The 23257-nt window shown below is 73.1% G+C and carries 25 protein-coding genes; 12 read left to right on the plus strand and 13 right to left on the minus strand.

The genetic code is table 11. The features are described 5' to 3' along the window. The first annotated feature begins 37 nt into the window (after positions 1-37). Positions 38-961, plus strand: coding sequence for an NAD(P)/FAD-dependent oxidoreductase (locus tag WMF22_RS48245; protein ID WP_438034140.1), 924 nt, complete (start codon positions 38-40; stop codon positions 959-961). A 40-nt stretch (positions 962-1001) separates the two neighbouring features. Here the strand turns inward: WMF22_RS48245 and WMF22_RS48250 are convergent, their stop codons facing one another. The 5 genes from WMF22_RS48250 to WMF22_RS48270 form a co-directional block, all read right to left on the minus strand. Then, positions 1002-1463, minus strand: a complete 462-nt coding sequence (locus tag WMF22_RS48250; RefSeq protein ID WP_438034141.1) for a hypothetical protein — start codon at positions 1461-1463, stop codon at positions 1002-1004. Next, a complete protein-coding gene (locus tag WMF22_RS48255) occupies positions 1460-1855 on the minus strand; it encodes a hypothetical protein (protein ID WP_438034142.1) in 396 nt (131 codons plus the stop codon). Before WMF22_RS48255 ends, WMF22_RS48250 begins: the two co-directional genes overlap by 4 nt. Then, positions 1848-2396 (minus strand): RNA polymerase sigma factor, encoded by a 549-nt coding sequence (locus WMF22_RS48260; RefSeq protein WP_438034143.1) that lies wholly within the window; start codon positions 2394-2396, stop codon positions 1848-1850. The genes WMF22_RS48255 and WMF22_RS48260 overlap by 8 nt, the downstream gene beginning before the upstream one ends. Positions 2397-2449: 53 nt before the next feature. Beyond that, positions 2450-3532: a Spy/CpxP family protein refolding chaperone gene (locus WMF22_RS48265; RefSeq protein WP_438034144.1), complete on the minus strand. Its 1083-nt coding sequence runs from the start codon at positions 3530-3532 to the stop codon at positions 2450-2452. Between the two features lie 162 nt (positions 3533-3694). Beyond that, the gene (locus WMF22_RS48270; protein ID WP_157907361.1) at positions 3695-4186 is read right to left on the minus strand and encodes a GreA/GreB family elongation factor; all 492 of its coding nucleotides are present in this window, start codon (positions 4184-4186) and stop codon (positions 3695-3697) included. A gap of 688 nt (positions 4187-4874) precedes the next feature. Here WMF22_RS48270 and WMF22_RS48275 point away from each other — a divergent pair. From WMF22_RS48275 to WMF22_RS48295, 5 genes are all read left to right on the plus strand, one after another. Next, positions 4875-5474, plus strand: coding sequence for a response regulator transcription factor (locus WMF22_RS48275; protein WP_438034145.1), 600 nt, complete (start codon positions 4875-4877; stop codon positions 5472-5474). Positions 5475-5520: 46 nt separating this feature from the next. Further along, positions 5521-6255 carry a sensor histidine kinase gene (locus tag WMF22_RS48280; RefSeq protein ID WP_438034146.1) on the plus strand — a complete coding sequence of 245 codons (735 nt, stop codon included), beginning with the start codon at positions 5521-5523 and terminating at the stop codon, positions 6253-6255. Positions 6256-6280: 25 nt separating this feature from the next. Further along, complete coding sequence (locus tag WMF22_RS48285; RefSeq protein ID WP_438034147.1) at positions 6281-7861, plus strand: sensor histidine kinase; 1581 nt, start codon at positions 6281-6283, stop codon at positions 7859-7861. Between the two features lie 22 nt (positions 7862-7883). Continuing rightward, entirely contained in the window at positions 7884-8618 is a 735-nt protein-coding gene (locus tag WMF22_RS48290) for a response regulator (protein ID WP_437296573.1), read from the plus strand. A gap of 79 nt (positions 8619-8697) precedes the next feature. Further along, a complete protein-coding gene (locus tag WMF22_RS48295) occupies positions 8698-9054 on the plus strand; it encodes a response regulator (RefSeq protein ID WP_437296574.1) in 357 nt (118 codons plus the stop codon). An 82-nt stretch (positions 9055-9136) separates the two neighbouring features. On the opposite strand, the gene WMF22_RS48300 is transcribed toward WMF22_RS48295, so the two are convergent. After that, a complete protein-coding gene (locus WMF22_RS48300) occupies positions 9137-10261 on the minus strand; it encodes an acyl-CoA dehydrogenase family protein (RefSeq protein WP_437296575.1) in 1125 nt (374 codons plus the stop codon). 100 nt (positions 10262-10361) lie between these two features. Further along, the gene (locus WMF22_RS48305) at positions 10362-11513 is read right to left on the minus strand and encodes a methionine aminotransferase (protein ID WP_438034148.1); all 1152 of its coding nucleotides are present in this window, start codon (positions 11511-11513) and stop codon (positions 10362-10364) included. Between the two features lie 234 nt (positions 11514-11747). On the opposite strand from WMF22_RS48305, the gene WMF22_RS48310 reads away from it, so the two are divergent. Beyond that, on the plus strand, positions 11748-12473 hold the full coding sequence (locus WMF22_RS48310; RefSeq protein ID WP_437296580.1) for an SDR family oxidoreductase: 726 nt from the start codon (positions 11748-11750) through the stop codon (positions 12471-12473). Positions 12474-12507: 34 nt separating this feature from the next. Here WMF22_RS48310 and WMF22_RS48315 read toward each other — a convergent pair whose 3' ends face one another. Beyond that, positions 12508-13125 (minus strand): TetR/AcrR family transcriptional regulator, encoded by a 618-nt coding sequence (locus WMF22_RS48315; protein WP_437301689.1) that lies wholly within the window; start codon positions 13123-13125, stop codon positions 12508-12510. 108 nt (positions 13126-13233) lie between these two features. Between WMF22_RS48315 and WMF22_RS48320 the strand changes: the two genes are divergently transcribed. Further along, positions 13234-13974: an SDR family NAD(P)-dependent oxidoreductase gene (locus WMF22_RS48320; protein WP_438034149.1), complete on the plus strand. Its 741-nt coding sequence runs from the start codon at positions 13234-13236 to the stop codon at positions 13972-13974. A gap of 182 nt (positions 13975-14156) precedes the next feature. Further along, positions 14157-14693: a hypothetical protein gene (locus WMF22_RS48325; RefSeq protein ID WP_438034150.1), complete on the plus strand. Its 537-nt coding sequence runs from the start codon at positions 14157-14159 to the stop codon at positions 14691-14693. Positions 14694-14781: 88 nt separating this feature from the next. On the opposite strand, the gene WMF22_RS48330 is transcribed toward WMF22_RS48325, so the two are convergent. Continuing rightward, positions 14782-16926 carry a cytochrome C peroxidase gene (locus WMF22_RS48330; protein ID WP_438034151.1) on the minus strand — a complete coding sequence of 715 codons (2145 nt, stop codon included), beginning with the start codon at positions 16924-16926 and terminating at the stop codon, positions 14782-14784. 417 nt (positions 16927-17343) lie between these two features. Here WMF22_RS48330 and WMF22_RS48335 point away from each other — a divergent pair, with 417 nt between their 5' ends. Beyond that, positions 17344-17949 carry a DUF1826 domain-containing protein gene (locus WMF22_RS48335; protein ID WP_437296585.1) on the plus strand — a complete coding sequence of 202 codons (606 nt, stop codon included), beginning with the start codon at positions 17344-17346 and terminating at the stop codon, positions 17947-17949. A gap of 8 nt (positions 17950-17957) precedes the next feature. Here WMF22_RS48335 and WMF22_RS48340 read toward each other — a convergent pair whose 3' ends face one another. From WMF22_RS48340 to WMF22_RS48355, 4 genes are all read right to left on the minus strand, one after another. Beyond that, on the minus strand, positions 17958-18308 hold the full coding sequence (locus WMF22_RS48340) for a hypothetical protein (RefSeq protein ID WP_437296586.1): 351 nt from the start codon (positions 18306-18308) through the stop codon (positions 17958-17960). A 212-nt stretch (positions 18309-18520) separates the two neighbouring features. Then, positions 18521-19558, minus strand: coding sequence for a WD40 repeat domain-containing protein (locus WMF22_RS48345; protein ID WP_437296587.1), 1038 nt, complete (start codon positions 19556-19558; stop codon positions 18521-18523). Next, on the minus strand, positions 19546-20886 hold the full coding sequence (locus WMF22_RS48350; protein ID WP_437296588.1) for a CobW family GTP-binding protein: 1341 nt from the start codon (positions 20884-20886) through the stop codon (positions 19546-19548). The genes WMF22_RS48345 and WMF22_RS48350 overlap by 13 nt, the downstream gene beginning before the upstream one ends. 46 nt (positions 20887-20932) lie before the next feature. After that, entirely contained in the window at positions 20933-21559 is a 627-nt protein-coding gene (locus WMF22_RS48355) for a high-affinity nickel-transport family protein (RefSeq protein WP_437296589.1), read from the minus strand. Between the two features lie 386 nt (positions 21560-21945). On the opposite strand from WMF22_RS48355, the gene WMF22_RS48360 reads away from it, so the two are divergent. After that, a complete protein-coding gene (locus WMF22_RS48360; RefSeq protein ID WP_438034152.1) occupies positions 21946-22590 on the plus strand; it encodes a glutathione S-transferase N-terminal domain-containing protein in 645 nt (214 codons plus the stop codon). 120 nt (positions 22591-22710) lie between these two features. Further along, complete coding sequence (locus WMF22_RS48365; RefSeq protein WP_438034153.1) at positions 22711-23010, plus strand: hypothetical protein; 300 nt, start codon at positions 22711-22713, stop codon at positions 23008-23010. The last annotated feature ends 247 nt before the right edge of the window (positions 23011-23257 follow it).

Consider the following 23257-nt stretch of genomic DNA (forward strand, 5'->3'; position numbering starts at 1 on the left):
CGCGCACGGCGCGCCCGTTGCGAGGCGGGCACCGGCCATGTCGACACGCGAAGAGGACATCCCGGGATACGACGCGATCATCGTCGGCGGAGGGCCGGCCGGCCTCAGCGCGGCGCTCATCCTGGGGCGTTGCCGGAGGCGCGTCCTCGTGTGCGACTCGGGGCAGTACCGCAACCACGCGGCGCGCGAGATGCACGGCTTCCTGTCGCGCGACGGGATCGCGCCGTCCGAGCTCCGGCGGATAGCGCGCGAGCAGCTGGCGCCGTACGGCGTCGAGATCCGCGAGGCGGCCGTCACCGACGTCCGCCGCGGAGCGAGGCGCTTCGAGGTGACGCTGGAAGGCGGCGAGCGCCTGCGCTGCCGCAAGCTCCTGCTCGCCACCGGGCTCGTCGACCGGCTGCCGGAGCTGCCGGGGCTCCCGGCGATGTACGGCAAGAGCGTGCACCACTGCCCCTACTGCGATGGATGGGAGGCGCGCGATCAGGCGATCGGCGTCTACGGACAGGGCAGCACCGGGGTCTCGCTCGCCGTGAACATGAAGACGTGGAGCGATGACGTCGTCCTGTTCACGGACGGGCCAGCGTCCCTGTCGAGATCGGACGCGGATCGGCTCGCGCGCCACCGGATCGGCGTGCGCGAGGAGCGCGTCGTCCGGCTCGAGGGCACGGACGGGATGCTGGAGCGCGTGGTGCTCGAGGACGGCAGCGCGGTGGAGCGCCGCTCGCTCTTCGTCAAGGCGAAGCAGGAGCAGGGGTCGGATCTGGCCGAGCGGCTCCGCTGCGCGGTCACGGAGGAGCGGGGCGTCGAGACGGTCGCCGAGCACGAGGAGACGACCCGCGAAGGGGTCTTCGTCGCCGGAGACGCCTCGAAGGAGGTGCTGCTCGCCATCGTGGCCGCCGCCGAGGGCGCCGCCGCGGCGTTCGGGATCAACTGCGCGCTGCAAGAAGAGGATCTCGCGTAGCGGGGCAGCGCGCCCTCGCCGGCGCCGCCCTGACGGGCGCTCAGTCGCCCCGACCGCCCGGCCCGCGCCCGCGGCCGGGCCCCGGCCCGAACGGCGGCGGGCCCGGGCGCCGCCGCCGCTCGGCCTCGAGCTCCTCGTAGCGGGTGAGCTGCTCGGGCGTGAGCACGCCCTTCACGCGCGCGTCGGTGCGATCGCGGAGGGCGTCGAGCGCGGGGCGGCACTCGGAGAGGAGCCTGTCCCGCTCGGCCTCGGCCTCGGCGAGGGTCGCCCTGAGCTCGCGCACCTGGCGGTCGCTGAGGTCGAGGTGACGGCGCATCGCCTTGAGGCGGAACTGGGCGCGCGCCTCGGTCGGAGGGCCCCGGAAGGTGGCCTCGAGGTCGCGCAACGCCGTGACGCGGCCGATGGACGCGCCGGCGACGCCGCCGAAGAGGAAGACCGCGGCGAGCACGGCCAGCGGCTTCCAGCGGGCGAGGGCGGGCGGGGACGCGGAGCGCTCTGTCATTCGCTCGCCTCGAGGGCCTCCACGGAGGCCATGATCGCGCTGTCGACGTCGCGCTGCGTCTGCAGGAAGAAGAGGACGCTCGCGGCCGCCGCGAGGGCGGTCACGACGAGGGCGGGGCGACCCGAGCGGACGATGCCGTCGGCGATCGCGGGCCGCGCGGGCAGGGCAGAGGCCGTCGCGGCGCGGACCATGGCCTCGGTGAAGCCGGCGTCCGGCTCGAGGCCGTCGGTCGCGGCCGCGATGCGCGCGAGCGGATCGCTGGCCGCGCTGGCCGTCGCAGCGCGCAGCACGGCCGCCGTGAAGCGGTCGTCGGCGTCGATGCGAGCGGTCGCGGCCGCGAGGCGCGCGAGGTCCCGATCGGGTCCGGTCCGGTCGTCGTCGCGGTCAGACATGCGGCGCCTCCTTCTCTATCTCTATCTGCCGGGCGCGGAGCGCGGCGCGGGCGCGCACCAGGCGTTGCTCGACGGCGCCCTCGGAGCAGCCGAGCGCCGCCGCGGCCTCCTTCGCGGGCAGGCCCTCGACGGCGACGAGGACGAGCGCGGCGCGCTCCTGGGGCGGGAGCGCGGCGAGCAGGGCGTCGAGCTCGCGCAGCGCGACGCGCGCCTCGGCGGAGACGAGGCCGTCGAAGCGCGGCTCGGTCGACGCCTCGCGCGGGGTGTCGCGGCGGCGCCGGAGGGCGTCGAGGCAGGCGTTCGTCACGATGCGGTACAGCCAGGTCTCCACCTTCGATCTCCCGTCGTAGCGCCCCTCGCGCAGGGCGCGGTAGGCGTCGACGAACGCCTCCTGCAGGGCGTCCTCGGCCTCGGCGAGGTCGCCGACCAGGCGCGCGGCCAGCCGGTACATCGGCGCGCGCGTGTGCTCGACGATCTGCCGGAAGGCCGCATCATCGCCCCTGGCGACGCGCGCTGCGACGAGCCTGAGGTCGACGATCACGTTCCCTCGCGATTCTGCGCCCATGGCACCGCGCGCGCTACCGGGACGGGCGCTCAGCGGCGCTCGGGGCCTCGCCCGCCGGGCCCGAAGCCGCGCTCGAAGCCGGGCCCGCCAGGCCCGGGGCCGCGCATGCCGGGCCCGGGGCCGCGCATGCCGCCGTGCCTGCCAGGCCCGGGGCCGCGCTCGCCGCGCTCGGGCCTGACCGCGGCCGGCCCCTTCTCGATGCGCTCGGCCAGCGCCTTGCGCTGCGCCTCGTCGAGGATCGGGACGATCGCGGCCAGCGCGCCGACCATGCGGTCCAGGTGCGCCCGCGGGCCCATCTTCTCGCCCGCCGGCGGCCGCGGCAGGAACGCGTTCGCGTCGAAGCGATCCGCGGCGAACGTCTCGAGCCGCGCGCGCATCTCGGCGCGCCTCGCCGCGTGATCTTCCTTCCGCCCGACCCGGTCGGCGTCGCGCGGGCGCGCCGCCTCGAGGGCCTTGTCGATCTGCGCGCGCTGCTCGTCGCGCAGGTCGAGGCCGGCGAGGAGGTGGCCCAGCGGACCGCCGCGCATGCCGGGGCCGCCCATGCCGCCGCGGTGGTGCTCGCCGCCGCGCGGGCCGCGCTTTCCTCGCCCGTCCAACTTCGCGGCGATCGCGTCGACGAGCTGCCGGCGCTGCTCCTTCGTGAGCGTTGCGTGCAGGGTGCTCAGCGCCCCGGCGACGCGGGCGTGGCGCTCCTCGGCCGCGCGGCCGGCGTCGGGGAGCTTCGCCTCGATCGCCGCCCGATCGATCTTGCCGGCGCGCACGCCCTCGGCGAGCGCCGCGAAGACGGCCCCGTCCTTCGGGCGCTCCTTCGCGCCGTCGCGCAGCCCCTCGAGGGCGCCCTCGATCGTCGCTTCCTGCGCGTCGGAGAGGTCGAGCTCGTGGAGCGCCGCGCGCAGGAGGTGCTCGGGGCCGCGCGGCCCGCCGCGATGGCCGCCGAAGCCTTCCCGGGGACCGCCCGCCCTGGGCGGGCCCTTGGCGAGCGCCGCCTCGGCGGCCTCGTCGCTCGGGGACGTGTCGCCCTGCCCCGTCTCCGCCGTGCAACCGGCCGCGCCGACGAGCGCGCCGACGAGCGGCAATATCCCACCAAGCCTCCACCAACGAGACTGCGTCATGGACTCTTCTCCTGTCCTGCGTCGCCCGCGTCGTGCCGAGCGGGTCGTTCATCCCTGTGACGCCGGCGGGGAGGGGGGCCCTACGAGGGCGAGCTACTTTTTCCGGAGGCAAGCTCCGCAGGGAGCCGGGAGAGGCCAGCGCGGGTTGGAACGGGCCCGGCCTTACCGCACGCTGGCGATCAGGTGGGTGCGCGTCCCCTGCGGTGTGGCGACCTCGGCCTCGTCGCCCTCCGACAGGCCCAGCAGGGACGCGCCGAGGGGGCTCGTCGTGGCGAGGGTCTGCAGCTCGACCCCCTGGAACTGGATGCGCTCGCCGCCCGCGGCCGGCAGGAGGAAGTAGAGCGCGCGCCGCTTTCCGCTCTCCAGCTCCACGAGCGCCGAGCTCTCGATGCCCGCGCCAGGGCCGAAGTCGCGCACCGTGACGGCGCCCAGCCTGGCGAGCGCCTGCTCGATCTGGAGCACGCGCTCGCTGTGACCTCGCGCCACGTAGGACGCCTCGGTGGCGCGCATGTCCTTGTCGCCCTCGGCGCGGTTCTCCTCGTGCGTCACGGCGCTCGCGGCGTCGCGCGCCCGCTCGGTGGAGCGCTCGAGCTCACGGGCGAGCTGGTCCTTCAGGGCCGCGAGCAACGCGCGTTTGTCGATGGCCGGTGGCATGGACACGCACACCTTACCAGACGGGATCGCGGCGGTCACTCGACGGTCGTCAGGCGCCGGGCGGCGCCGAGGACAGCCGGGGGGCGCGGCCGCCCTCGGCGCCGCCCGGCGCGCGTCCGTCTCCGCCGGTGCAGAGGAGGAGACGGGAGGCAGCCCGGCTCCTCCGGGAAGGCCGTGCGCCGCGCGCCCGCCCGCCGGCGAGCGGCGCCGAGCGCACACCTGCGCTGATTGCAGCTCTGTGATGGATGCCTCTCGCACAGAGTCGCAGCTCATGGCGCCTTTTCGCGTCGAGATCTCCCCGCTCCTTGCAGAGTTGCAATCCATGCGCGTCTCGAGCGGCGGACTGCCGACGCGCTTATCGTTCGTGTGAATCGAATGTTTCAAGACGGTGACTTGGAAGCACGAAGACGCGGGAAGACGCACGACGACGCTCGAAGACGCCGCAGAACGGCGAGCCGGAGAACCGCTCAGGAATCGTTCAGGAATCTCTTTGCCGGGCTAGGGTGAGTGGTGTAGATTCCTAATCTGCTGCGCCGCTGTTCCGGGCTGGAACGCATCGACACGAGAGCATGGGTGTCGTGCGGCGCCACCGCACAGCCTGGAGCGCGCGCGACATGACGCGAGGCGTCCTGCCGCTGCTCGCCCGGGCTGCGTCCAGATCACTGCACGAGCACACAAGAGGAGAATCGTGAGCCTGTATGCCCAGGAGCGGCTGCGCGTGCTCGTCGTCGACGACGAGCGGAGGATGCTGGACAGCATCGCGGCCATCCTCGACGACGACGTCGATGTCGAGACCTGCACGTCCGCCCACCGGGCCCTCGAGCTGCTGCAGACAGGCCAGTTCCACGTGGTCTGCTCCGACTACAAGATGCCCGGGATGAACGGAGACGAGCTCCTCAAGCGGGTCGCCGGCCTGCCGTTCTACACGAGCTGCCTGCTGATCACCGGCGACGAGGAGTACATCCGCTCCGGCGAGGCTGCCCGCCACTACGTCATCCTCAAGCCGTTCGAGCCCGCCCGGGTCACCCGGATCGTCCTGGAGCTCGCGCGCCTCGCCCACGCGCGGCGGTCCGCGGACGCCTCCTCGGCGCGCGAGGCCGCCGCGCCCGCCTCGAAGACGAGGCGGGCCGCGCCGTCGCTCAGGCCGCGGGAGGCCCAGGACGCGCCGGCGTCCTCGCAGCGCGAGCGGGTGAGCTCGTACCCGCCCCCGTCCTCCCGCGCGGCGTCGAGCTACCTGGACACGGTGCGGGGCGGAGACGCTGGGCTCCCGGCCCGGACCCTCAAGTGATCGACCGCGGCGGCGAACGCGGCACCCGAGGAGGCCATCCCCCACGATGACGAGCCGAGATCCGCTCGGCGCGGTGGAGCAGACCGCGACGGCCGAGGAGATCGTGGCCACGCTGCGCCACGATCTGCGCAATTGCTTCGGGACGATCCGCAATGCGGCGTTCTTCCTCCGGCGCAAGGTCGCCCGGGAGCAGGCCTTTCGGGACGACCCGCGGGTGGAGCAGTTCCTCGACGTCATCGACGAGGAGGCGATCGCGGCGAGCGCGCTCGTCGACGGCGCCGTCGACGCGAACCCGAGCCTCAGGCGGCGGCCGGTGAGCGCGAGCGCCCGCGCGTGCGTCCTCACGGCGGCGGCCTGCGCGCGCATCGCCGAGCCGGCGATCCGCGTCGACGTCGACGCGGCGGAGGGCGTGGTCGAGCTCGATCCGGCCGAGCTCGCCCTGGCGGTCCGGTGCCTCGTCGAGAACGCGGCGGAGTCGATGCCCGGGGGCGGGGTGGTCACGCTGCGCGGGAGCGTGGCCGGCGCGCGTTACCGCATCGAGGTCGGCGACGCGGGGACGGGCGTGCCCGAGGAGGAGCGGGAGGCGATCACGCGCCCGTTCTACACCACCAAGCCGGGCCGCCTCGGGCTCGGGCTCAACATCGCCGGGCGCGTGGCGCGCCGCTATTTCGGGGCGCTCACCGTCGGCCGCGGCGCGCCCTCGGGCACGCTGGCCTGCATCGAGCTGCCCCTCGCTCTTCCGCCCGAGCCGCCCGGCGGGGGCGCCGAGGAGCGGCTGTGACGGCGCGCGCGGCCGAGGCGCCGCGATGAGCATCCGGGCCGCCCTCTCGCTGATCTTCGCCGTGGCCGCGGCCGTCGTGCTGCTCGCGACCGGCGCGCTCCACGTCACGTCCGCCAGCATGACGCGGCTCCAGCGGCGCGCCGAGCTGTCGTACGAGGGGCTCACCCGCCACGTCACGCTCGCCAACCACGCCGGCCGCTACATGCGGGAAGCCGCGGAGATCTCCCTCGGCGGCGGCGACACCGAGGAGCTCCATCACCTGGCCGGGCTCGTCGCGCGGGACCTGGCCGCGGCGGAGGCGCTCGAGCGGGCGCGGGCGCCGCTCGAGCGGGCGCGGGAGCCGCTCCAGTGGGCGTGGGCGCCGCTCGAGCGGGCGCTGATCGAGGGCGAGCGCGGCCCCGAGGCGCTGCGCGAGGCGCAGGAGGGCGACGAGGGCCTGCGCCGGATGCGCGCGAGCTTCGCGACGATCGCCGGAGGCGTGGACCACGTGTCCCGCATGGCGAGCGCCGGGGACCTGGCGGCCTACCGGAGGTTCGTGGAGCGCCCCGAGGCCGAGTACGAGGAGGGGTTCGTGCCCCAGATCGACGCGGCCATCGCCGACGCGCGGCGCGACGTCGCGCGGAACGCGGAGGAGGCGGGCCGCGCAGGCGCCAGGATCAGGATCGCGAGCACCGCGCTGATGACGGCGGCGCTCGTGCTCCTCGTCGTCCTCCTCGGCGGGCTCCTGCGCTCGATGGCGCGCGGGTTCGGCGCGCTCGCGGAGTGCTCGCGGCGCATCGCCGGAGGCGACCTCGATTACCCGCTGCCCGACCTGGGAAAGCACGAGTTCGGGCGCATGGGCACGGCGCTCCGCCACATGGCCGAGAGCTTGCGCGAGGCCCAGGCGTCGAGCGTGCGCGTCGAGCGGCTCGCGGCGATAGGGCAGCTCGCGGCGAGCGTCGGGCACGAGCTCCGCAACCCGCTCGGCGCCATCCGGAACGCGACGCACTACCTCAAGAAGCGCCTCGCCGGGACCGAGGTCGGCGCGGAGCCGCGCGTCGCCCAGCTCCTCGGCCTGATGGAGAAGGAGCTGCTCTCGTGCAACCGGATCATCGGCGATCTCCTGGACTTCGCGCGTGAGCGCAGGCTCCGCCGCACCGCCTGTCCGCTAGCGCCCCTGGTGGACGACGCCATGTCGGTCGTCGCGCCGCCCGCGCACGTGCGCCTGGAGAACCTCGTGCCGGCGGCGCTGCCGGTGCCGAGCCTCGACAAGGACCAGTTCCGGCAGGTGCTCGTGAACCTGATCCAGAACGCGGCCGAGGCGATCCCGGTCGAACGCGAAGGGTGGGTGCGCGTGGTTGGACGGGTATGTGACGAGGCCGTGAGCCTCGAGGTGGCCGACAACGGGGAGGGGATCGAGGAGGAGCACCTCGCGAAGATCTTCGAGCCGCTCTTCAGCACGAAGCTGAAGGGGACGGGCCTCGGGCTCGCGATCACCGCCGGGATCGTCCGCCTGCACGGCGGCACGATCGCGGTGGAGAGCGCGCCCGGCGCGGGGACGACGTTCACCATCCGGTTGCCGCGCGCCGCGGCGCCGGAGGTACACTCCTCCATGCAGCCCGCGTGACAGCGGAGGGAGACGGCCGTCGATGCAAGGGACCGGACCGGTGCTCGTGGTGGACGACGAGGAGGGGATGCGCGCCACGCTCGCCGCGAACCTCGAGCTCGAGGGGTACGAGGTCGTCGAGGCGCGGGACGGGGCGCACGCGCTCGAGCTCGTGAGGCAGCGGCGCTTCGCGCTCGTGCTGAGCGACGTGAGGATGCCCGGCCTCGACGGCGTCGCGACGTTCCGGGAGATCAAGCGGCTCCAGCCGGAGCTCACGGTGGTGCTGATGACCGGCTTCGCGCGCGAGCAGCTCATCGAGCAGGGCATCGGCGAGGGCGTCTACGCGGTCATCTATAAGCCGTTCTCGATGGAGCACCTCATGCGGATCATCGCGCGGGCCCTCTCGTCGCGCGGCGTGCTCGTGGTGGACGACCTCCCCGCGGTCGCGGAGTCGATCGTGGCGGGGCTCACGGCGGCCGGGCTGCGCGCGGAGGCCGCGTACGACGGGCACACGGCCATCCAGCGCGCGCGGGACGCGGCGGTCGACGTGTGCGTGCTCGACCTGCGGATGCCGTCCCTGGACGGCGTGAGGACCCACGAGCAGATCCGGCGGCTGAGCCGGGGGATCACGGTGATCGCGATGACCGGCCACGCGACGCCGGAGATGATCCACGCGTTCACGAGCCAGGGCGGGTACGCCTGCCTCCACAAGCCGTTCGAGGTGCGCGAGCTGATGCACACGATCGCGCGCGCCCGGAGCGACCCGGGGACGTGCTGAGGGCCGCGGGACATGGCGCCGGGCAGGGGCGGGCGCTCCGCCCTGCCCGGCCGCGACCGCGCGGGCGGAGGAGGGCGGCGTGAGCGTGACCGTGCTCCTCGTCGACGACGACGCGTCGTCCCGGTTCGTGCTCGCGACGCTCCTGGAGGACGAGGGCTTCCAGGTGGAGGAGGCCGGCTCGTTCGCCGAGGCCGGGCGGAAGATCGCGGCGGAGGGCGCGCGGTACGACCTCGCGCTGCTCGATCAGAACCTCGGCGACGGCCACGGCACCGATCTCGTGGCGCTGCTGCGGGCGCGCCTGCCGCGCGCGAAGGCGGTGCTGATCAGCGGCAGCGGCGACGAGGCCCTCGGCGACGCGCCCCCGCCGGACGCGGTGCTCTCGAAGGGGATCGGCTTTCCGGATCTGCTCGATCGGATCCGGCAGCTGCTCGGCTGACGCGTAGGCGCCGTGCGCGCCGGCGCCGCGCCCTCCGATGCGGCGCGGGCTCGCGCGGCGCGAGACGGCCGCGCGCGCGGCGTCACGCGACGCCGAGCAGCGCCTTGCCCACGATGTCGCGGATCGCGGGGCCGGACAGGGCCATGATGGGGCCGCTCATCGCGTCGCGCAGGTGGCGCTCGATGGGGCGGCTGCGCATGTACCCGGCGCCGCCGGCGATCTCCAGGGCCGAGGTGGCGATGGCCACCGCGGCCTCGTTGGCCACCACCTTGGACTGCAGCTGCAGGAGGCCGTAGCTCGGGTCGCCCGCGTCCAGGGCGGCGGCGGTGCGCATGGCGAGGGCGCGCGCGGCCTCGAGGCGCAGGCTCATGTCGGCCACGGCGAACTGCACCCATTGCAGCTCGGCGATGGGCCGGTCCCCCGGCGGCAGGACCCGCTCCTTGGCGTAGGCCACGGCCGCGGCCATGGCGGCCTCGGCGATGCCCACGGAGAGCCAGCCGAGGCCGTTGGGGATGGGGTTGGGCGCCGTGGGATCGACCGCGAGCCGCCGCGACTCGGGCAGGAGCGTGCCCTGGAAGCGGACGATCTGGCTGCGCGTGGCCCGCATGCCGAGCGTGTCCCAGACGGGCTCGATGGCGATCGAGTCGTCCTTCTCGATGAGGAAGAACGCGGGCTGGCCGTCGCAGACCGCGGCCGTGAAGAAGAAATCCGCGTGCTCGCACCCGGTGACGAAGCGCTTCTCGCCGGTCAGGCGATAGCCGCCCTCGGCCTTCTGGGCCACCTGGCGCGGCACGAGGAACATGTTGCCGCTGGTGGGCTCGGAGAGCGCGTTGCCGACCCACGCGCCGCGGCGGATCGCCTGCTCGAAGCGGGACCGCTCGCCGGGGTCGACCAGGGCGCGGTACACCGACATGGCGCCCTGGTGCATGAGCCACGCCGTGGCGAACGACGCGTCGCCCCGCGCGAGGAGCGCGACGATGCGGCCGAAGGTGAGCCACGAGCAGGGCGCACGGGCGGCGTCGTCGCCCGCGGCCCCGCCGAGCAGCGCCGTGTTGATCGGGGAGCGGATCGTGGCGGCCAGCCCCTCGACCGGGAAGGTGGCGTCCCGGTCGTGCCGGGCCGCGTGCTCGGCGAGGACCGCCGAGATCCGCTCGGCCTCGGCGAGGAGCTCGCCGGCCTGACGTGCGTCGTTCTTCTCTGCATTCATGAGGTCGTTCCTCTGTGGCTGCGAGGCATTGAGTTGGTTGTTTGTCAACGAAGCCGGGTGTACAGAGCGTGGCGCTCCGGCGGCCCGCCGCGGCGGGCCCTCAGACCCGGCGCAGCCGCTCCGCCGCGCGCTCGAGCGTCTCGTCCCGCTTGGCGAAGCAGAACCGCAGGACGGGCCCGGGCTCCACGCCGGAGAGGAACGGGGAGATCGGGATCGCGGCGACGCTGTGCTCGCGGAGGAGGCTCCGCGCGAAATCGGCGTCTCGCTCCGTCGTGATCTCGGAATAGTCGACGAGCTGGAAATACGTGCCCTCACACGGCAGCGGGCGGAGCCGCGAGCCCTCGATGAGCTTCAGGAAGAGATCCCGCTTCGCCTGGTAGAACGGCGCGAGATCGGCGGCGAGCGGGTCGCGCGTCACGACCTCGGCATACGCGTGCTGGATGGCGCCGTTCACCGCGAACGTCACGAACTGGTGCACCCGCTGGATCTCGGCCGAGAGCGCCTGCGGCGCCGCGCAATAGCCCACCTTCCAGCCGGTCGTGTGGTACGTCTTGCCGAAGGAGCTGATGACGACGGAGCGATCCGAGAGCTCCGGGTACCGCGCGAGGCTCTCGTGCCGGCGCCCGTCGAAGAGGATGTGCTCGTAGACCTCGTCGCCGACGACGAGGACGTCCCGCCCGTCCACGACGCGGGCGAGCTCCCGCATGTCGTCGGCCGACAGCGCCGTTCCGGTCGGGTTGTGCGGTGAGTTGATGAGCAGGAGCCGCGTGCGCGGGGTGATCGCGCGCCGCACCTCGTCCCAGTCGACGCGGTACTCCGGAAAGCGGAGCGTGACGAACACGGGCGTTCCGCCGTTCAGCAGCACGGCCGGCGCGTACGAGTCATAGCAGGGCTGGAACAGGATGACCTCGTCCCCGGGGCGGACGAAGGCCGTGATCGTGCTGAAGATGCCCTCGGTGGCGCCCGAGGTGATCGTGATCTCGGTCGCCGGATCGTAGCGGCGGCCATAGAGCCGCTCGATCTTCATCGCGAGCGCCTCGCGCAGGGCCAGCGCGCCGGGCATGGGGGCATACTGGTTGTGGCCGGCGCGCATGTGGCGGGCGACGGCCTCCACCAGCTCCGGCGCGCAGTCGAAATCCGGGAAGCCCTGCGACAGGTTGATGGCGCCGTGCTCGTTCGCGAGCCGCGTCATCACCGTGAAGATGCTGACGCCGGTCGACGGCAGCTTCGATGGGAGCGCGGGCGTGGTCATGGCAGGTCCTATATCACCCCTTCAGCCCGGCCGTGCTCCCCGGCGGCGCGCCGCGGAGCGCGGGGGCCGCGACCGCTGCCGCCGACACCAGCCTGGCTCGAGGCCGGCGCTCCGCCCGAGGCCGGCCACCGGCTTCGCGCCGGCGAGCCGCGCCCGTGATAGCGTGCCTGCCGCCGGCGCGGGGGGCGGCGCTCCGTTCCTCTCCTCTGCGCGCGGCGGAGAGAGGGGGACACCGTGCGGCTGAAGGACAAGATCGCGCTCATCACCGGGGCGAGCAGGGGAATCGGGAGGGCCAGCGCGCTCGCGCTGAGCCGGGAGGGGGCCGTCGTGGTCGGCGTGGCGCGCAACGCGGCCGATCTGGCGGCGCTCGAGCGGGAGCTCCGCGAGGCGGGCGGACGCGGGCGGATGATCGAGGCCGACGTCACCCGCGCGGCGTCCGTCGCCGCGTGCGTGGAGGAGGCCGTCCGCCAGCTCGGGCGGGTCGACATCCTCGTCAACAACGCGGGCATCGGCGGATACCGGCCCTTCCTCGAGTGGTCGGAGGACGACTACGACCGCATCATGGCGACGAACGTGAAGGGGACGTGGCTTTTCTGCCGCGAGGTGATCCCCCACATGCGCCGCCAGGGCGGCGGCCACATCATCAACGTCGCCAGCGTCGCCGGCCTGCAGGGCTATCCGAGCGAGGCCATCTACTGCGCCTCCAAGTTCGCGCAGATGGGCCTGACCCAGGCGCTCGATCGCGAGTTCTGGCAGGACAACATCAAGGTGAGCGCCGTCTGTCCGGGCGGCGTCGAGACCCACTTCGCCCTCGGCGACGGGCGCACCGCCGGCTCGGAGCGCATGCGCGGCTTCTCCACGCCGGAGGACGTGGCCGAGGCCGTGGTGCTCGCCGCGCTGCCGCGGGACCGCTCGCGCATCGTGCAGATCGTCATGCGGCCCATGAACGAAGCCACGTAGCGCGTGGGCTCGCCTCGCGCGCCGCCGCGCGCGCTCAGACAGCGGCGCGCGGCCTCGCCAGCGTCTCCCATGCCGCCATCGCGCAGTCGACGATCGCCTGGAGCGCCTCGCGCGAGGCGCCGTCGCGGGCTTGCAGGGAGAGGCCCTGGAGCACGGTGGTGTAGAAGGCGGCGAGCGCCGCCGTGTCGGTGCCCGCCGGCAGGTCGCCCTCGGCGACGCCGCGATCCAGCCGGCGCCGGAGCGCGTCGAGCGCCGCCCGCCGGCACCCGGCGAGGTAGGCGCGCACGCGCTCGTTCTCCGGCGTGCCGAGCGTCGCGGCGAGCACGATCATGCAGCCGCTCGGCTTGCCCGGCGTCGCGTACCCCTCCACGTTGCCGCGCAGCATCGCCTCGACCGCCCCGCGCGCCGTCGGCTCGTCGCTCATGGCCCGGCTCGTCGCCGCGCCCTCGACCTCGCTGTAGAGCGCCACGGCCTCGCGAAACAGCGCCTCCTTGCAGCCGAACGCGGCGTAGAGGCTCGGCGAGTTGATGCCCATCGCGGCCGTGAGATCGCTGAGCGAGGTGCCCTCGTAGCCCCGCTCCCAGAACACCTCCATCGCCCGCCGCAAGGCGGCGTCTCGATCGAAGCTGCGAGGGCGACCCCGTCCGACCATCATCGAGACCTTTCTGTATTTCTGTGACGATCGATAAAAAACCGATTGACCACCGGTCACTGGACAGCGTATACGTTCTGTATCGATCTGTACAGAAAAGAGGTTCACGTGGCGGAATTCGCAGGCAAGGTGGCGCTGGTGACCGGGGGCAGCCGTGGGATTGGCGCGGCGATCGTCAAGCGGCTGGCGCGGGGCGGGGCGGATGTGGCGCTGACGTACGTGAGCGCCGCGGACAAGGGGCGCTCGGTGATCGCCGATGTCGAGGCGGCGGGCCGGCGGGGGATGGCGATCGCGGCGGACACCGCGGATCCGGCTGCGATCGTCGCCGCGGTCGATCGGACGGTGGCCGAGCTCGGCAGGCTGGACATCCTCGTCAACAACGCCGGTGTCGCCATCATGGCGCCGCTCGAGGCCGTGACGCTCGCGGACCTGGACAAGACGCTGGGGATCCATGTGCGGGGCGTCTTCCTCGCCTCGCAGGCCGCGGCGCGGCACATGGGCGCTGGCGGGCGCATCGTCAGCATCGGCAGCTGCCTCGCCGACCGGGTGCCGGGGCCGGGAATCACGCTGTACTCCATGAGCAAGACCGCGCTTGTCGGCCTCACGAAGGGCCTCGCCCGCGATCTCGGGCCGCGCGGGATCACCGCCAACCTGATCCAGCCCGGCCCGATCGACACGGACATGAACCCGGCCAACGGCGCTGGAGCGGATGGGCAGCGGAGCATGCTCGCGCTCGGTCACTACGGCAACACCGACGACATCGCCGCCACGGTCGCTCACCTTGCCGGCGAAGGCGGGCGCTTCATCACCGGAGCGACGATCACCATCGACGGCGGGTTCACGGCCTGAGGGGGGCCGCGCGGCCCGCCATGGCGCTGGTCGCGCGGCCACCAGGGCGACTCCAGGGAGGTACGGCGCGGTGCCGTCGAGTTGTCCCAGGAGCATCGGTATCTGCCGACATTCGGCATTTCGCGGCGCCGGCGTCGGCAAGCGAGATCGCAGCTCGATTCGACCTCTGAGCGCAGCCCGCCATGGCGCCGCCACCCCGCGTGGACGCCGTCTACCAGCGCACGGTCGCGGAGCTCCGGGCGCGCGGCAGCGTGCTCTGGCTGGTGTTCGCCCCGCTGGCGCGGGACGCGACCGCGGCGGCGCTGCGGGAGGTCGTCGCGGAGATCCACGCGGGGGCAAAGGCCGCGGCGGAGCGGGCCGAGCTGTACACGGCGCTCCTGGTGATGGCCGCCATCGATCCCTGGCGGCATAATCTGCGGAAGGAGCTCATCGACATGGTGGAGGACAAGGAAGAGGGGCTGCTGCGGCGCACGCCGATCATCGGAGAGATGAGCATCGAGGCCGAGCGACGAGGCGAAGAACGAGCGCAGGAGGCGATCGCAGAGCTGCTCGGCCGCCTCTTCGCGCGGCGGATCGGGCGACGGCCGACGGCTGACGAAGCGCGTTCGATCCTCGAGCGAGCCCGAGCGAACGGTCCGGGGGAGGTCACGGATGCCTTGCTCGATCTCGAGGGCGAGGCGCTGGTCCGCTGGCTCGCGGAGCCGATTCGCCACTCGTGAGCTCCCGCGAGAGGCGTGAAGATCGGGCGCGTGGCAGCCGAGCGTCGCCCCGCTCGGGACGACGCATATCAGGCCGGCCGCGCCGCCCTCAGAGCGACTCCAGGTAAGCGACCAGGGCGCGCCGATCGCCGGCCGACAGGTGGGCCGTGTGGCCCATGGAGCCGTCCACCCCCTCGACCAGCGCGAGCAGCGTCGGGTAGCGGCCGTCGTGGTAGTACGGCGCGGACCGGCCGACGAAGCGCAGCGAGGGCGTCTCGAAGGAGCGCTCCGTCTCGAAGCGCGTCGCGCTCCGCACGTCGTGCCGCGCGCCGTCGGTGGTCAGCTCGTCGCCGACATGGCAGCTCGAGCAGCCCGCCTCGCGGGCGTGGAAGATCTCGTCGCCGCGCGCGGTGAGGGCCGCGCGGGCGCCGGCCGCCGCGGCTGCTGTCTCGGCGGTCGCCGCTTCTGCGGCGCCGGCCGGCGCCGCCGCGAGCGCGGCGCGCTCCTCGGCCGTGAGGACCGCCGCCTCGGCCGGCGGATCCATGCCGCGGAGGTACGCGAAGAGGGCGTCGCGCTCCTTCGCGCTCAGGCCGGTGCCCGCGAGCCGGGACATGGTGCGGGCGAAGTGGCTCTCCAGGTCCTTCTTGTCGCCCTCCCAGCCGTATGGCGCGGTGCCCTCGAGCCGCCCCATGAGCATCGGCGTCTGGCGCGGCCCCTCCGGCGTCGACCAGGTGAGCGCGTCGTCGCGGCCGTCGGGGTGGCAGCTGGCGCAGGCGCGGCCGTCGAACGCGACGCGACGGCCGCCGGCCGCATGGAACAGCCGCTGGCCCTCCGCGCGCTGCTCGTCGAGGCGCGACGCGCGGGGCAGGGGGATGACCGGCAGCTCGCCCGCGAGCTCCTTGCCGCTGGCGCCGATCGCGGTCGGCTCCGGATCGCGCGCGGCGGGCAGGATCGTCAGCGCGCCGTCGAACCGGGAGAAGACAACGGCGCGCCGGCGCGCGCCGTCGACCGCGATGGCGGTGGGCCCGGCGCCCACGCGGGCGCGGAAGATCTCGCGTTCCCGCGCCGATCCGGTCCGCTGCGGCTTGCCGGGGATCTGGGCGCGGGCGTCGTAGGCGATCACCTCGTCGTGGCCGAGGCACGCGACGAGCAGGACGTCGTCCCCGGGCTCGATCGCTGCAGCGCGCGGGAGCCGGCAGCCGCGGAGCCCGAGGTGGGTCGAGACCGGCGGGACGTCCGCGCGTTCGCCCATCGCGTCGACGACGGCGATGTGCTCGATCACGGTGTGGACGAGCGCGCTGCCGTAACCGCCGGCGCCTGTCGCGGGCCCCGGATCGACGAGCGCGATGGGCGCGAAGACCGCGCCGCTCGCCGCGCGCGCCAGCGCGAAGCCCTGGGAGCCGCGGCGATCCACGCTCACCGTCGGGCGGCGCATCTGGAACGGCGTCCCGTCCTCGAAATCGAAGGGCACTTTCCGTGAGGGCCCGCTCGAGCTGCGGGGGAAAGGCTTGGCGAGCTTCGACGTCGATCTCGGGGCGCGCCGCTCCACCCCGTCGGTCGACAGCTCGCGTGCGCCGGTCGGCGCGCCGCCTTCGCCGAGCGTCACGACGCTGATGCGGCCGCCGACCGCGTGGGAGACGAACGCGCGCCGGCCGTCGCTCGACGCGACGACCGCGCTGGGATCGCGGGCGAGCGGGAGCTCGCCGGTGCGCCGGAGGTCGGCTGTCGCGAGGCTGGTGAGCGCGTGGCCCCAGCGGCTCGCGACGAGCAGCGTGGCGCGGTCCGGCGTCATCGCGAGGCCCACCGGCTCGCTCGCCACGGGCACCAGACACCTTCGCTGGAGCGGGGCGGCAGGGCCCACCGGCTCCAGCACCTCGAGCAGGGCGCGGTCGCGCAGCGAGGCCACGACGCGGCCGTCGCCCAGCACGATCACCTGGGCGGGCCGGCCAGCGAGCGGCGTGCGCGCGAGCGCGGCGCGTGCGTCGATGTCGACGGTGTGGAGGGCGGCGTCGTCCTCGTCGGCGACGAACGCGAGGGTGCGCCCGCCGAGGTTTGCGAGGGCGACGCCGGAGCCGGCGTGCGTCGCGTCGAGGGGCGCGGGCGCGGGGCCCGCCGCTCGCCGGGCGCAGGTGGGCCGCGGCGGCGCCTCCGCCGCGGCAGGGGGGCTGGGCGGCGGCGCCGGGGCCGGGTCGCGCGGGGAGGGGGTGCAGGCGAGGGCGAGGAGGGCGAGGGCGGTCGGAGCGGCGGCTCTCATGCCTGGACCGTCGGCCCAGCGGGCGAGAGTGTGACAGGGGCGCCGCCGCGGGATGGTCGCTCGCCGTGCCTGGCCGGAGCGCCGGACAGGCGGGGGTGAGCGGCCTGCTCGGACCCCGGCTCAATCCGCGTGATAGATGACGCGTTCCCAGTCAGGAGGCGAGTCGTTCAGGTCGTTGTCTCCGCAGCGGTAGCCGACGTCGAGCGCTCCCTCCATCGGTTGCCCGTTGATGCAACTTGATTGCATTAACGCCGTGCCCCATGGCATCATGGCTCGCGAGACTTCGTCGCGGCATGGTGGCTCATGTCGCGGCGCCCACCACGGAAGGCCAGACAAGACGTGATGACGACAACGACCGCTGAGGAACACGAGAATTTCGCATCGCCGCGCGCGGCGCCAGCCAGCTCGACGCGCGTCGTGACGGAGCTCGTCGACCTGGCCGAGCTCGCGGCGCCCGAGGTGAGCGTCTGCGTGCTGCGGCGGGGCGTCGACCCCGACGTGGACGGCTTCGTGCGCGAATGGCTGCTGCCACGGCCGCTCGCCGAGGCGCTGAGCGTCGATCCGGTCGCGCCCGACCTCGCGGCGCTGGCTGCTGGAGCACCCCCCTCGCCCGGTCGTGAAGCCTTCCTCGAGGACGTGCGCGGGCTGATATCGCTCTTCGCGGATCTCACGGGCTGCCCGCGGGTCGGCCTGCGGCTCGCGCGGCTCGACAAACCCATGTGCCCTCGTCTGCACGCGGACATGGTGACCGTCCGCCTGGTGACCACCTATGTCGGGCCTGGGACGGAGTGGGCAGAGCACGCGGCCGTCCGGCGCGACCGGCTCGGACACCGCGCGAACGGCCTCCCCGACGAGGTCTCCGGCGTGCTGCGCGCCGGCGCGCGCCTCCGCCGGATGGAGCCGTTCGACGTCGGGCTGCTCAAGGGAGAGGCGTGGCCGGGCAACCAGGATCGCGGCGCGGTGCACCGGTCGCCCCCCGGAACGTCGCCGCGTGTCGTCGTGACGCTCGACGCCCTCGCCTGAATCCGCGGCTACGCCGTCAGCTGTACGTCGCCGTGATGGTCGCAGTGCCCGCCGTGCGGGTGGTGCAAGTGGCCGTCGACGAGGAAGTCCACGTGATCTCCATGAGGAACAGCGGGGTGCCCGCAGTTGTCTCCGTGCGCGTGCTTCACGTCGTGCCCTGAGCACGCGTGGTTCGGGGTGCACTGTGCAGGGTTCTCCTCGTTCACCGAGAGGACGTGCTCGTCGACATGGTCGTCATGCCGGTGGTGCAAGTGGCCATCGTGCAGGTAGTCGACGTGGTCACCGTGACGTATCGCCTGGTGTCCGCACGCCTGGCCGTGATCGTGCGCATGCTCATCGTGCGTCGCGTGGTCCTTCATCCTGGTCTCCTTGTCGAGCGCGGGAAAACGCACAGCTCTGAAAGGTGATGAGGCTGATTGCATCAACCCCTGAAGCACGACTCCTCGGCTGGCAGACACGAGAAATTGGGCTCCAGGTGACCAAACCTACCCGCACGGCGTGCGGTAGTCATCGAAAATTCTTGTGAAACGGCAATCACCTGGTCAAGCCCGGCTCCCGGCCAGCCTTGCCGCTACTCCACCTGCCAGAGCACGACCGTGCCGGAGGCGTCTGCGCCGAGGAGCCCCGCGTGCGCGGGGTGCCAGGCGAGCGCGGTGACCTTGTCCTCCAGGAACGCGTAGCGCACCGGCCTGGCGAGCCGCCGCGGCTCCCAGAGCAGCACGCCGTGGTCCTGGGCGCCGCTCGCGAGCACCCCCTTGCGCGGGCTGAACGCGAGCTGGAGGCACGTGTCTTGATGACCTTCGAGCTCGATTGGACGGGTGCCCTCGGGGCCTTTGCCCGAGAAGTCCCAGACCGTGACCGCCGGGGCGCCGCCGGTCGCGAGCAGGCGCGACTGCGCGTCCCACGCGAGCGCCTTCGGCTTCGCGGGATACCCGCGCATCTCGGAGTCCTGCCCGGTCGAGAGGCGCCAGAAGTGCACCGACCGGTCCTGGCTGCCGCAGGCGATGACCTTCCCGTCGGGGCTCCACGCCATCGACACGAGCGAGCCCTGCCAGGCGAGGTGGCGCGACGTCGCACCGGCGGCGATCGACCAGAGATAGACGCCTCCGTAACACGCCGCGGCGAGCTCGGCGCGGCCCTCCCGCCAGGCGAGCGCGGCGACCGTGCTGGGCAGCGGCTCCGTCTCGACGACCGGCTCGCCGCGCTCGGTCCAGACGCGCACCGTCCGCCCCGAGCCGGTGGCCAGGCGCTCGCCGCCGGGCGCCCACGCCACGTGCTCGACCCACGCCGCCCCGCCGGGGAGCTCGGCCACGAGGGCGCCGCTGAGGTCGAAGAGGCGCGCCTTCTCATCCTGGCCGCACGTGGCCAGGCGGGCTCCGGAGGGGGAGAACCCGAGCGCGAGGATCCCGTTCGGGTGCGCCTCGGCGCGCCAGCGCACCGCGCCGGTCTGCAACTCGACGGCGAGCACCGTCCCGGCGCCGGTCCCGATCGCGCACAGGCTGCCGTCGGGCGTCACGCTCATCGCGACGACATGGTCTCCCGCCGAGAGCCGCCAGCGCGGCGGGAGCTCGGTCTTGCCGCGCGGCGCCCGCGCCGTCACGCCAGGCATCGCTGGAACCCCCGGGTCAGCTGCTTGCGGTCCAGGTCGCGGCCGATGAACACGAGATCGCTGGCGCGGCGCTCGTCTCCCCAGGGCCGATCCTCGCGCCCGTCGAAGAGCATGTGAACGCCCTGGAACACGAAGCGGTTCTCGGAGCCGCGGAGGTTCAGGATGCCCTTCATCCGGAAGATGTCCGCGCCCTTCTCGCGCAAGAGCTCCGAGACCCATCGGGTCAGCCGCTCGCGGTCGACGGCGCCCTCGAGGTGGATGCCGACCGAGCTCACCTGCTCATCGTGGCTGTGCCCAGCCGCGAACTCGCGCGCCACCGCTGGCTCCACGGCGCCGGCCGACTCCAGCCGCGCCCGGAACTCGCTCGGGGCGTGCTGCAGATACAGGCCGTAACGCCCGCTCTTCGGCGCGTTGAGCCGGAACCGCATCGTCCCCGGATCGCGCAGGGCGAGCCTGGAGGGGTGGTCGCCGATCAAGAGGCTACCCCCCGGCGCGACGCGCGCCGCCGGCTCCGCCCAGAGCCGCACGGCGCGCTCGGCGGCCTCGCGCGCGCCCGGATCGACCGCCGGCTCGAGCGGCAGGACCACGACGTCCATGCACTCGTCGGGGCCTGGCTCCAGGACGAGCTCGCAGCCGCCCTCCGCGAGGTCGAACGCGAAAGCCCACTCGAACGGGTACTCGGGCTCCAGGAAGGCCGGCTTCTGGGCGAGCGCGCGGTCGAGATCGAAGCCACCCACGCCGAGCACGTCGGCGATCGGCACGTCGGCGTTCGTCGCGCGGAGCACGCGGGCCAGCGTGTTCATGCCGCGCAGCCGCCGCTCGAGGGCGTCGAGCTCGCGCTCGGTGACGAGGTCGGCCTTGTTGAGCACGAGCACGTCCGCGAAGGCGACCTGCTCTTTGCACTCGCTCGAGTCCTCGAGGTGCAGATGGATGTGCTTCGCGTCGACGAGGGTGACGATGGCGTCGAGCGCGAACAGCTCGCGGACGTCGTCATCGACGAAGAACGTCTGGGCCACCGGCCCCGGATCGGCCAGGCCCGTGGTCTCCACGAGCACATGGTCGAATTTGTCCTTCCGCTTCATGAGGGCGCCGAGGATGCGGATGAGGTCGCCACGCACGGTGCAGCAGATGCAGCCGTTATTCATCTCGAAGACCTCCTCGTCCGCGTTGATGACGAGGGCCTGGTCTATGCCGATCTCTCCGAACTCGTTCTCGATGACGGCGATGCGCTTGCCGTGGTTCTCCGTCAGGATGCGGTTGAGGAGCGTGGTCTTGCCTGCTCCGAGGAAGCCGGTGAGCACGGTGACGGGGATCTTGCCTTGATTCATGGGGCCCTTCGAGTTCCGGGGTTCGTTCGTGACGGGGGGCGAGGGGTCATTGCGCCCCTGCGCCGAAGAGGGCATCGGCTCCGACCACCACGCCGGTCGCGATGCCGAGCAGCGCCGCCGTGACGATCGAGAAGCGGCGCGGCGCTCCTCCTCGCGTCAGCGTCCACCCGATGGGCCATGACAGGATCACCGTCAGCGCGATCATGCCGGCGACGGTGCCCAGGCCGAAGAGCGCAAGGTACGCCGCGGCCCAGAGCCGCGAGGGGATGCTCGCCGTCGCGAGCAGGGCGATGCCCGCGGAGCCCGCCAGGCCGTGAACGAGGCCGATGGCGATGGACCTCGCGTGCGCGGCGCCGCCGTGACCGGGCGCCGGCGCTCGTCGCTGCGGGCGGACGAGGTGCCATGCGCCGAGCGCGATCAGCATGAACGCGACGAGGATCTCGGCCGCCCTCTCGAAGGGCGCGGGGATGCGCAGGCCGAGGAGGACGACGATCAGCCCTACGCCGAGGAAGGTGGCGGAGTGGCCGAGCCCCCAGAGCGCCGCGATGAGCGCGGCGCGGCGCGGCCCACGCTCGCGCTGGAGCAACGTGGCGACGACGACGAGGTGGTCGGCGTCCGTGGCGTGGCGCAGGCCGAGCCCGAGCCCGAGGAGCAGCGCTGACACGCCAGTCACGGCCGCCCTCCGGCGCGGTGCGCGCGACGCGCCGCCTCGAGGTGAAGCTCTGCTGCGTCCGAGGACGCCCTGGGGACCGCGCCGCGGCCGACGCGCGGCGCAGCTTCCGTGTTCGGGTGCATGGCGTCCGCGTAGCCGACCTCCGGGTTATTTGCAACTAATTTGCAATAGTATCTCTGGTCGAGTAGCTACCTCGTTTGCGGCTCTCGATCAGCACGCCTTTCACGACGCTCCTGGCTGCCAAGCTCAGCTTGAGGATTCACGCCAGCCATGCTACCGCTCCACGATGCGTGGGAGCCGCACGACGGGGCCGGCTCGGAGCACGAGGCGATCCACGCGTCGGGCCCGCATCGACGCTGAATGGTTCCTGGATCGGAGGAGCAAGCATGTCAGATGCTCTAGGAGAGCTCGTCAAGCCCGTGATCGTCGGCCGTTCCAGCTCGCACTTCACGCGCGTCACGCGGATCTTCGCCGTGGAGATGGGGGTCGACTGTTCGCTCGAGGTCGTGCGGGACCTCATGTCGTCCAACGCGGCGGACTACGGGGGAAACCCCGCGCTCAAGATGCCTGCTCTCCGGACATCCCGCGGCGTGTGGTTCGGCGCGCTCAATATCTGCCGCGAGCTGTCGCGGCAATCGAAGCGCGCGGTACGCACGGTATGGCCGGAGGACCTCGCAGAACCCCTTCTCGCGAACGCCCAGGAGCTCGTCGTTCATGCGATGGCGACGGAGGTCGCGCTGATCATGGCCGGCGCCGCCGGGGCCAGCGACGGCAGCGCGCACCAGGCCAAGCAGCGAAAGAGCCTGGTCGACACCATGTCATGGCTGGAGGACAACGCGGGTCACGCGCTCGCCGCGCTCCCATCGGACCGGGATCTGAGTTATCTGGAGGTCGCGCTGTTCTGCCTCGTCACGCATCTGGAGTTCCGGCGCGTCCTGCCGACCGAGCCCTATCCGGCGCTGAACGGCTTCTGTCGAGAGTTCGCGGCGCGGGCGTCCGCCGTCGAGACCGCCTACCGGTTCGACCCCTGAGCGCGGCCCGCCATGGCGCCGCCACCCGCCCGACGCGCATCTCTCATGCGGGGAGCCCGTGATGTCGGCCTCCTCCCTGGCATGCGATCTGCCAGGGACGCCGCCTGGGGGCATCATCTGATGAAGGTGCTCGTCGACATGGTGGAGGACAAGGAAGAGGGGCTGCTCCGGCGCACCCCGATCATCGGGGAGCTGATCATCGAGGCCGAGCGACGAGGGGAGGAACGAGGAGAGCAACGAGGTGAGCTGAGGGGCGAGCAGCGCGGGGAGGAGAAGGCGATCGCGGAGCTGCTCGGTCGCCTCTTCGCGCGGCGGATCGGCCGACGGCGGAAGAAGAGCGCTCGATCCTCGAGCGAGCCCGCGCGAGCGGTCCGGGCGAGGTCGAGGATGCCTTGCTCGATCTCGAGAGCGAGGCGCTGATTCGCTGGCTCGCGGAGCCCGTGCGGAGCTCGTGAGCTCCCGCGGGAGCATGGCACGTTTGGCGCGCGACCGTCGTTCTGCAGGCACGACATGCAGCAGCCGAATCGGCGCGGCGCAACGACGCGACGTCATCCGGCGCACGCGCTTCACCCGCGTCCACACGGGCAATTGGCTCGTGATTCCGGGTGGTTGAGCGCGCAGAAACAGCCCGGGTCGTCGAGAGGACGTGCGGCGCTGCCTCCCGCGG

It is taken from the genome of Sorangium sp. So ce204 (assembly GCF_051526795.1).
Lineage (GTDB): Bacteria > Myxococcota_A > Polyangia > Polyangiales > Polyangiaceae > Sorangium > Sorangium cellulosum_B.

What these genes read in the sequence shown, in the direction of transcription:
- WMF22_RS48365 (WP_438034153.1), top strand. Translation starts at nt 22,711, where the DNA reads ATGAAGGTGCTCGTCGACATGGTGGAGGACAAGGAAGAGGGGCTGCTC.
- WMF22_RS48340 (WP_437296586.1), bottom strand. Translation starts at nt 18,308, where the DNA reads ATGAAGGACCACGCGACGCACGATGAGCATGCGCACGATCACGGCCAG.
- WMF22_RS48300 (WP_437296575.1), bottom strand. Translation starts at nt 10,261, where the DNA reads ATGAATGCAGAGAAGAACGACGCACGTCAGGCCGGCGAGCTCCTCGCC.
- WMF22_RS48290 (WP_437296573.1), top strand. Translation starts at nt 7,884, where the DNA reads ATGCAAGGGACCGGACCGGTGCTCGTGGTGGACGACGAGGAGGGGATG.
- WMF22_RS48270 (WP_157907361.1), bottom strand. Translation starts at nt 4,186, where the DNA reads ATGCCACCGGCCATCGACAAACGCGCGTTGCTCGCGGCCCTGAAGGAC.
- WMF22_RS48285 (WP_438034147.1), top strand. Translation starts at nt 6,281, where the DNA reads ATGAGCATCCGGGCCGCCCTCTCGCTGATCTTCGCCGTGGCCGCGGCC.
- WMF22_RS48330 (WP_438034151.1), bottom strand. Translation starts at nt 16,926, where the DNA reads ATGAGAGCCGCCGCTCCGACCGCCCTCGCCCTCCTCGCCCTCGCCTGC.
- WMF22_RS48350 (WP_437296588.1), bottom strand. Translation starts at nt 20,886, where the DNA reads ATGAATCAAGGCAAGATCCCCGTCACCGTGCTCACCGGCTTCCTCGGA.
- WMF22_RS48245 (WP_438034140.1), top strand. Translation starts at nt 38, where the DNA reads ATGTCGACACGCGAAGAGGACATCCCGGGATACGACGCGATCATCGTC.
- WMF22_RS48255 (WP_438034142.1), bottom strand. Translation starts at nt 1,855, where the DNA reads ATGTCTGACCGCGACGACGACCGGACCGGACCCGATCGGGACCTCGCG.
- WMF22_RS48265 (WP_438034144.1), bottom strand. Translation starts at nt 3,532, where the DNA reads ATGACGCAGTCTCGTTGGTGGAGGCTTGGTGGGATATTGCCGCTCGTC.
- WMF22_RS48360 (WP_438034152.1), top strand. Translation starts at nt 21,946, where the DNA reads ATGTCAGATGCTCTAGGAGAGCTCGTCAAGCCCGTGATCGTCGGCCGT.
- WMF22_RS48345 (WP_437296587.1), bottom strand. Translation starts at nt 19,558, where the DNA reads ATGCCTGGCGTGACGGCGCGGGCGCCGCGCGGCAAGACCGAGCTCCCG.
- WMF22_RS48280 (WP_438034146.1), top strand. Translation starts at nt 5,521, where the DNA reads ATGACGAGCCGAGATCCGCTCGGCGCGGTGGAGCAGACCGCGACGGCC.
- WMF22_RS48305 (WP_438034148.1), bottom strand. Translation starts at nt 11,513, where the DNA reads ATGACCACGCCCGCGCTCCCATCGAAGCTGCCGTCGACCGGCGTCAGC.
- WMF22_RS48315 (WP_437301689.1), bottom strand. Translation starts at nt 13,125, where the DNA reads ATGGTCGGACGGGGTCGCCCTCGCAGCTTCGATCGAGACGCCGCCTTG.
- WMF22_RS48250 (WP_438034141.1), bottom strand. Translation starts at nt 1,463, where the DNA reads ATGACAGAGCGCTCCGCGTCCCCGCCCGCCCTCGCCCGCTGGAAGCCG.
- WMF22_RS48325 (WP_438034150.1), top strand. Translation starts at nt 14,157, where the DNA reads ATGGCGCCGCCACCCCGCGTGGACGCCGTCTACCAGCGCACGGTCGCG.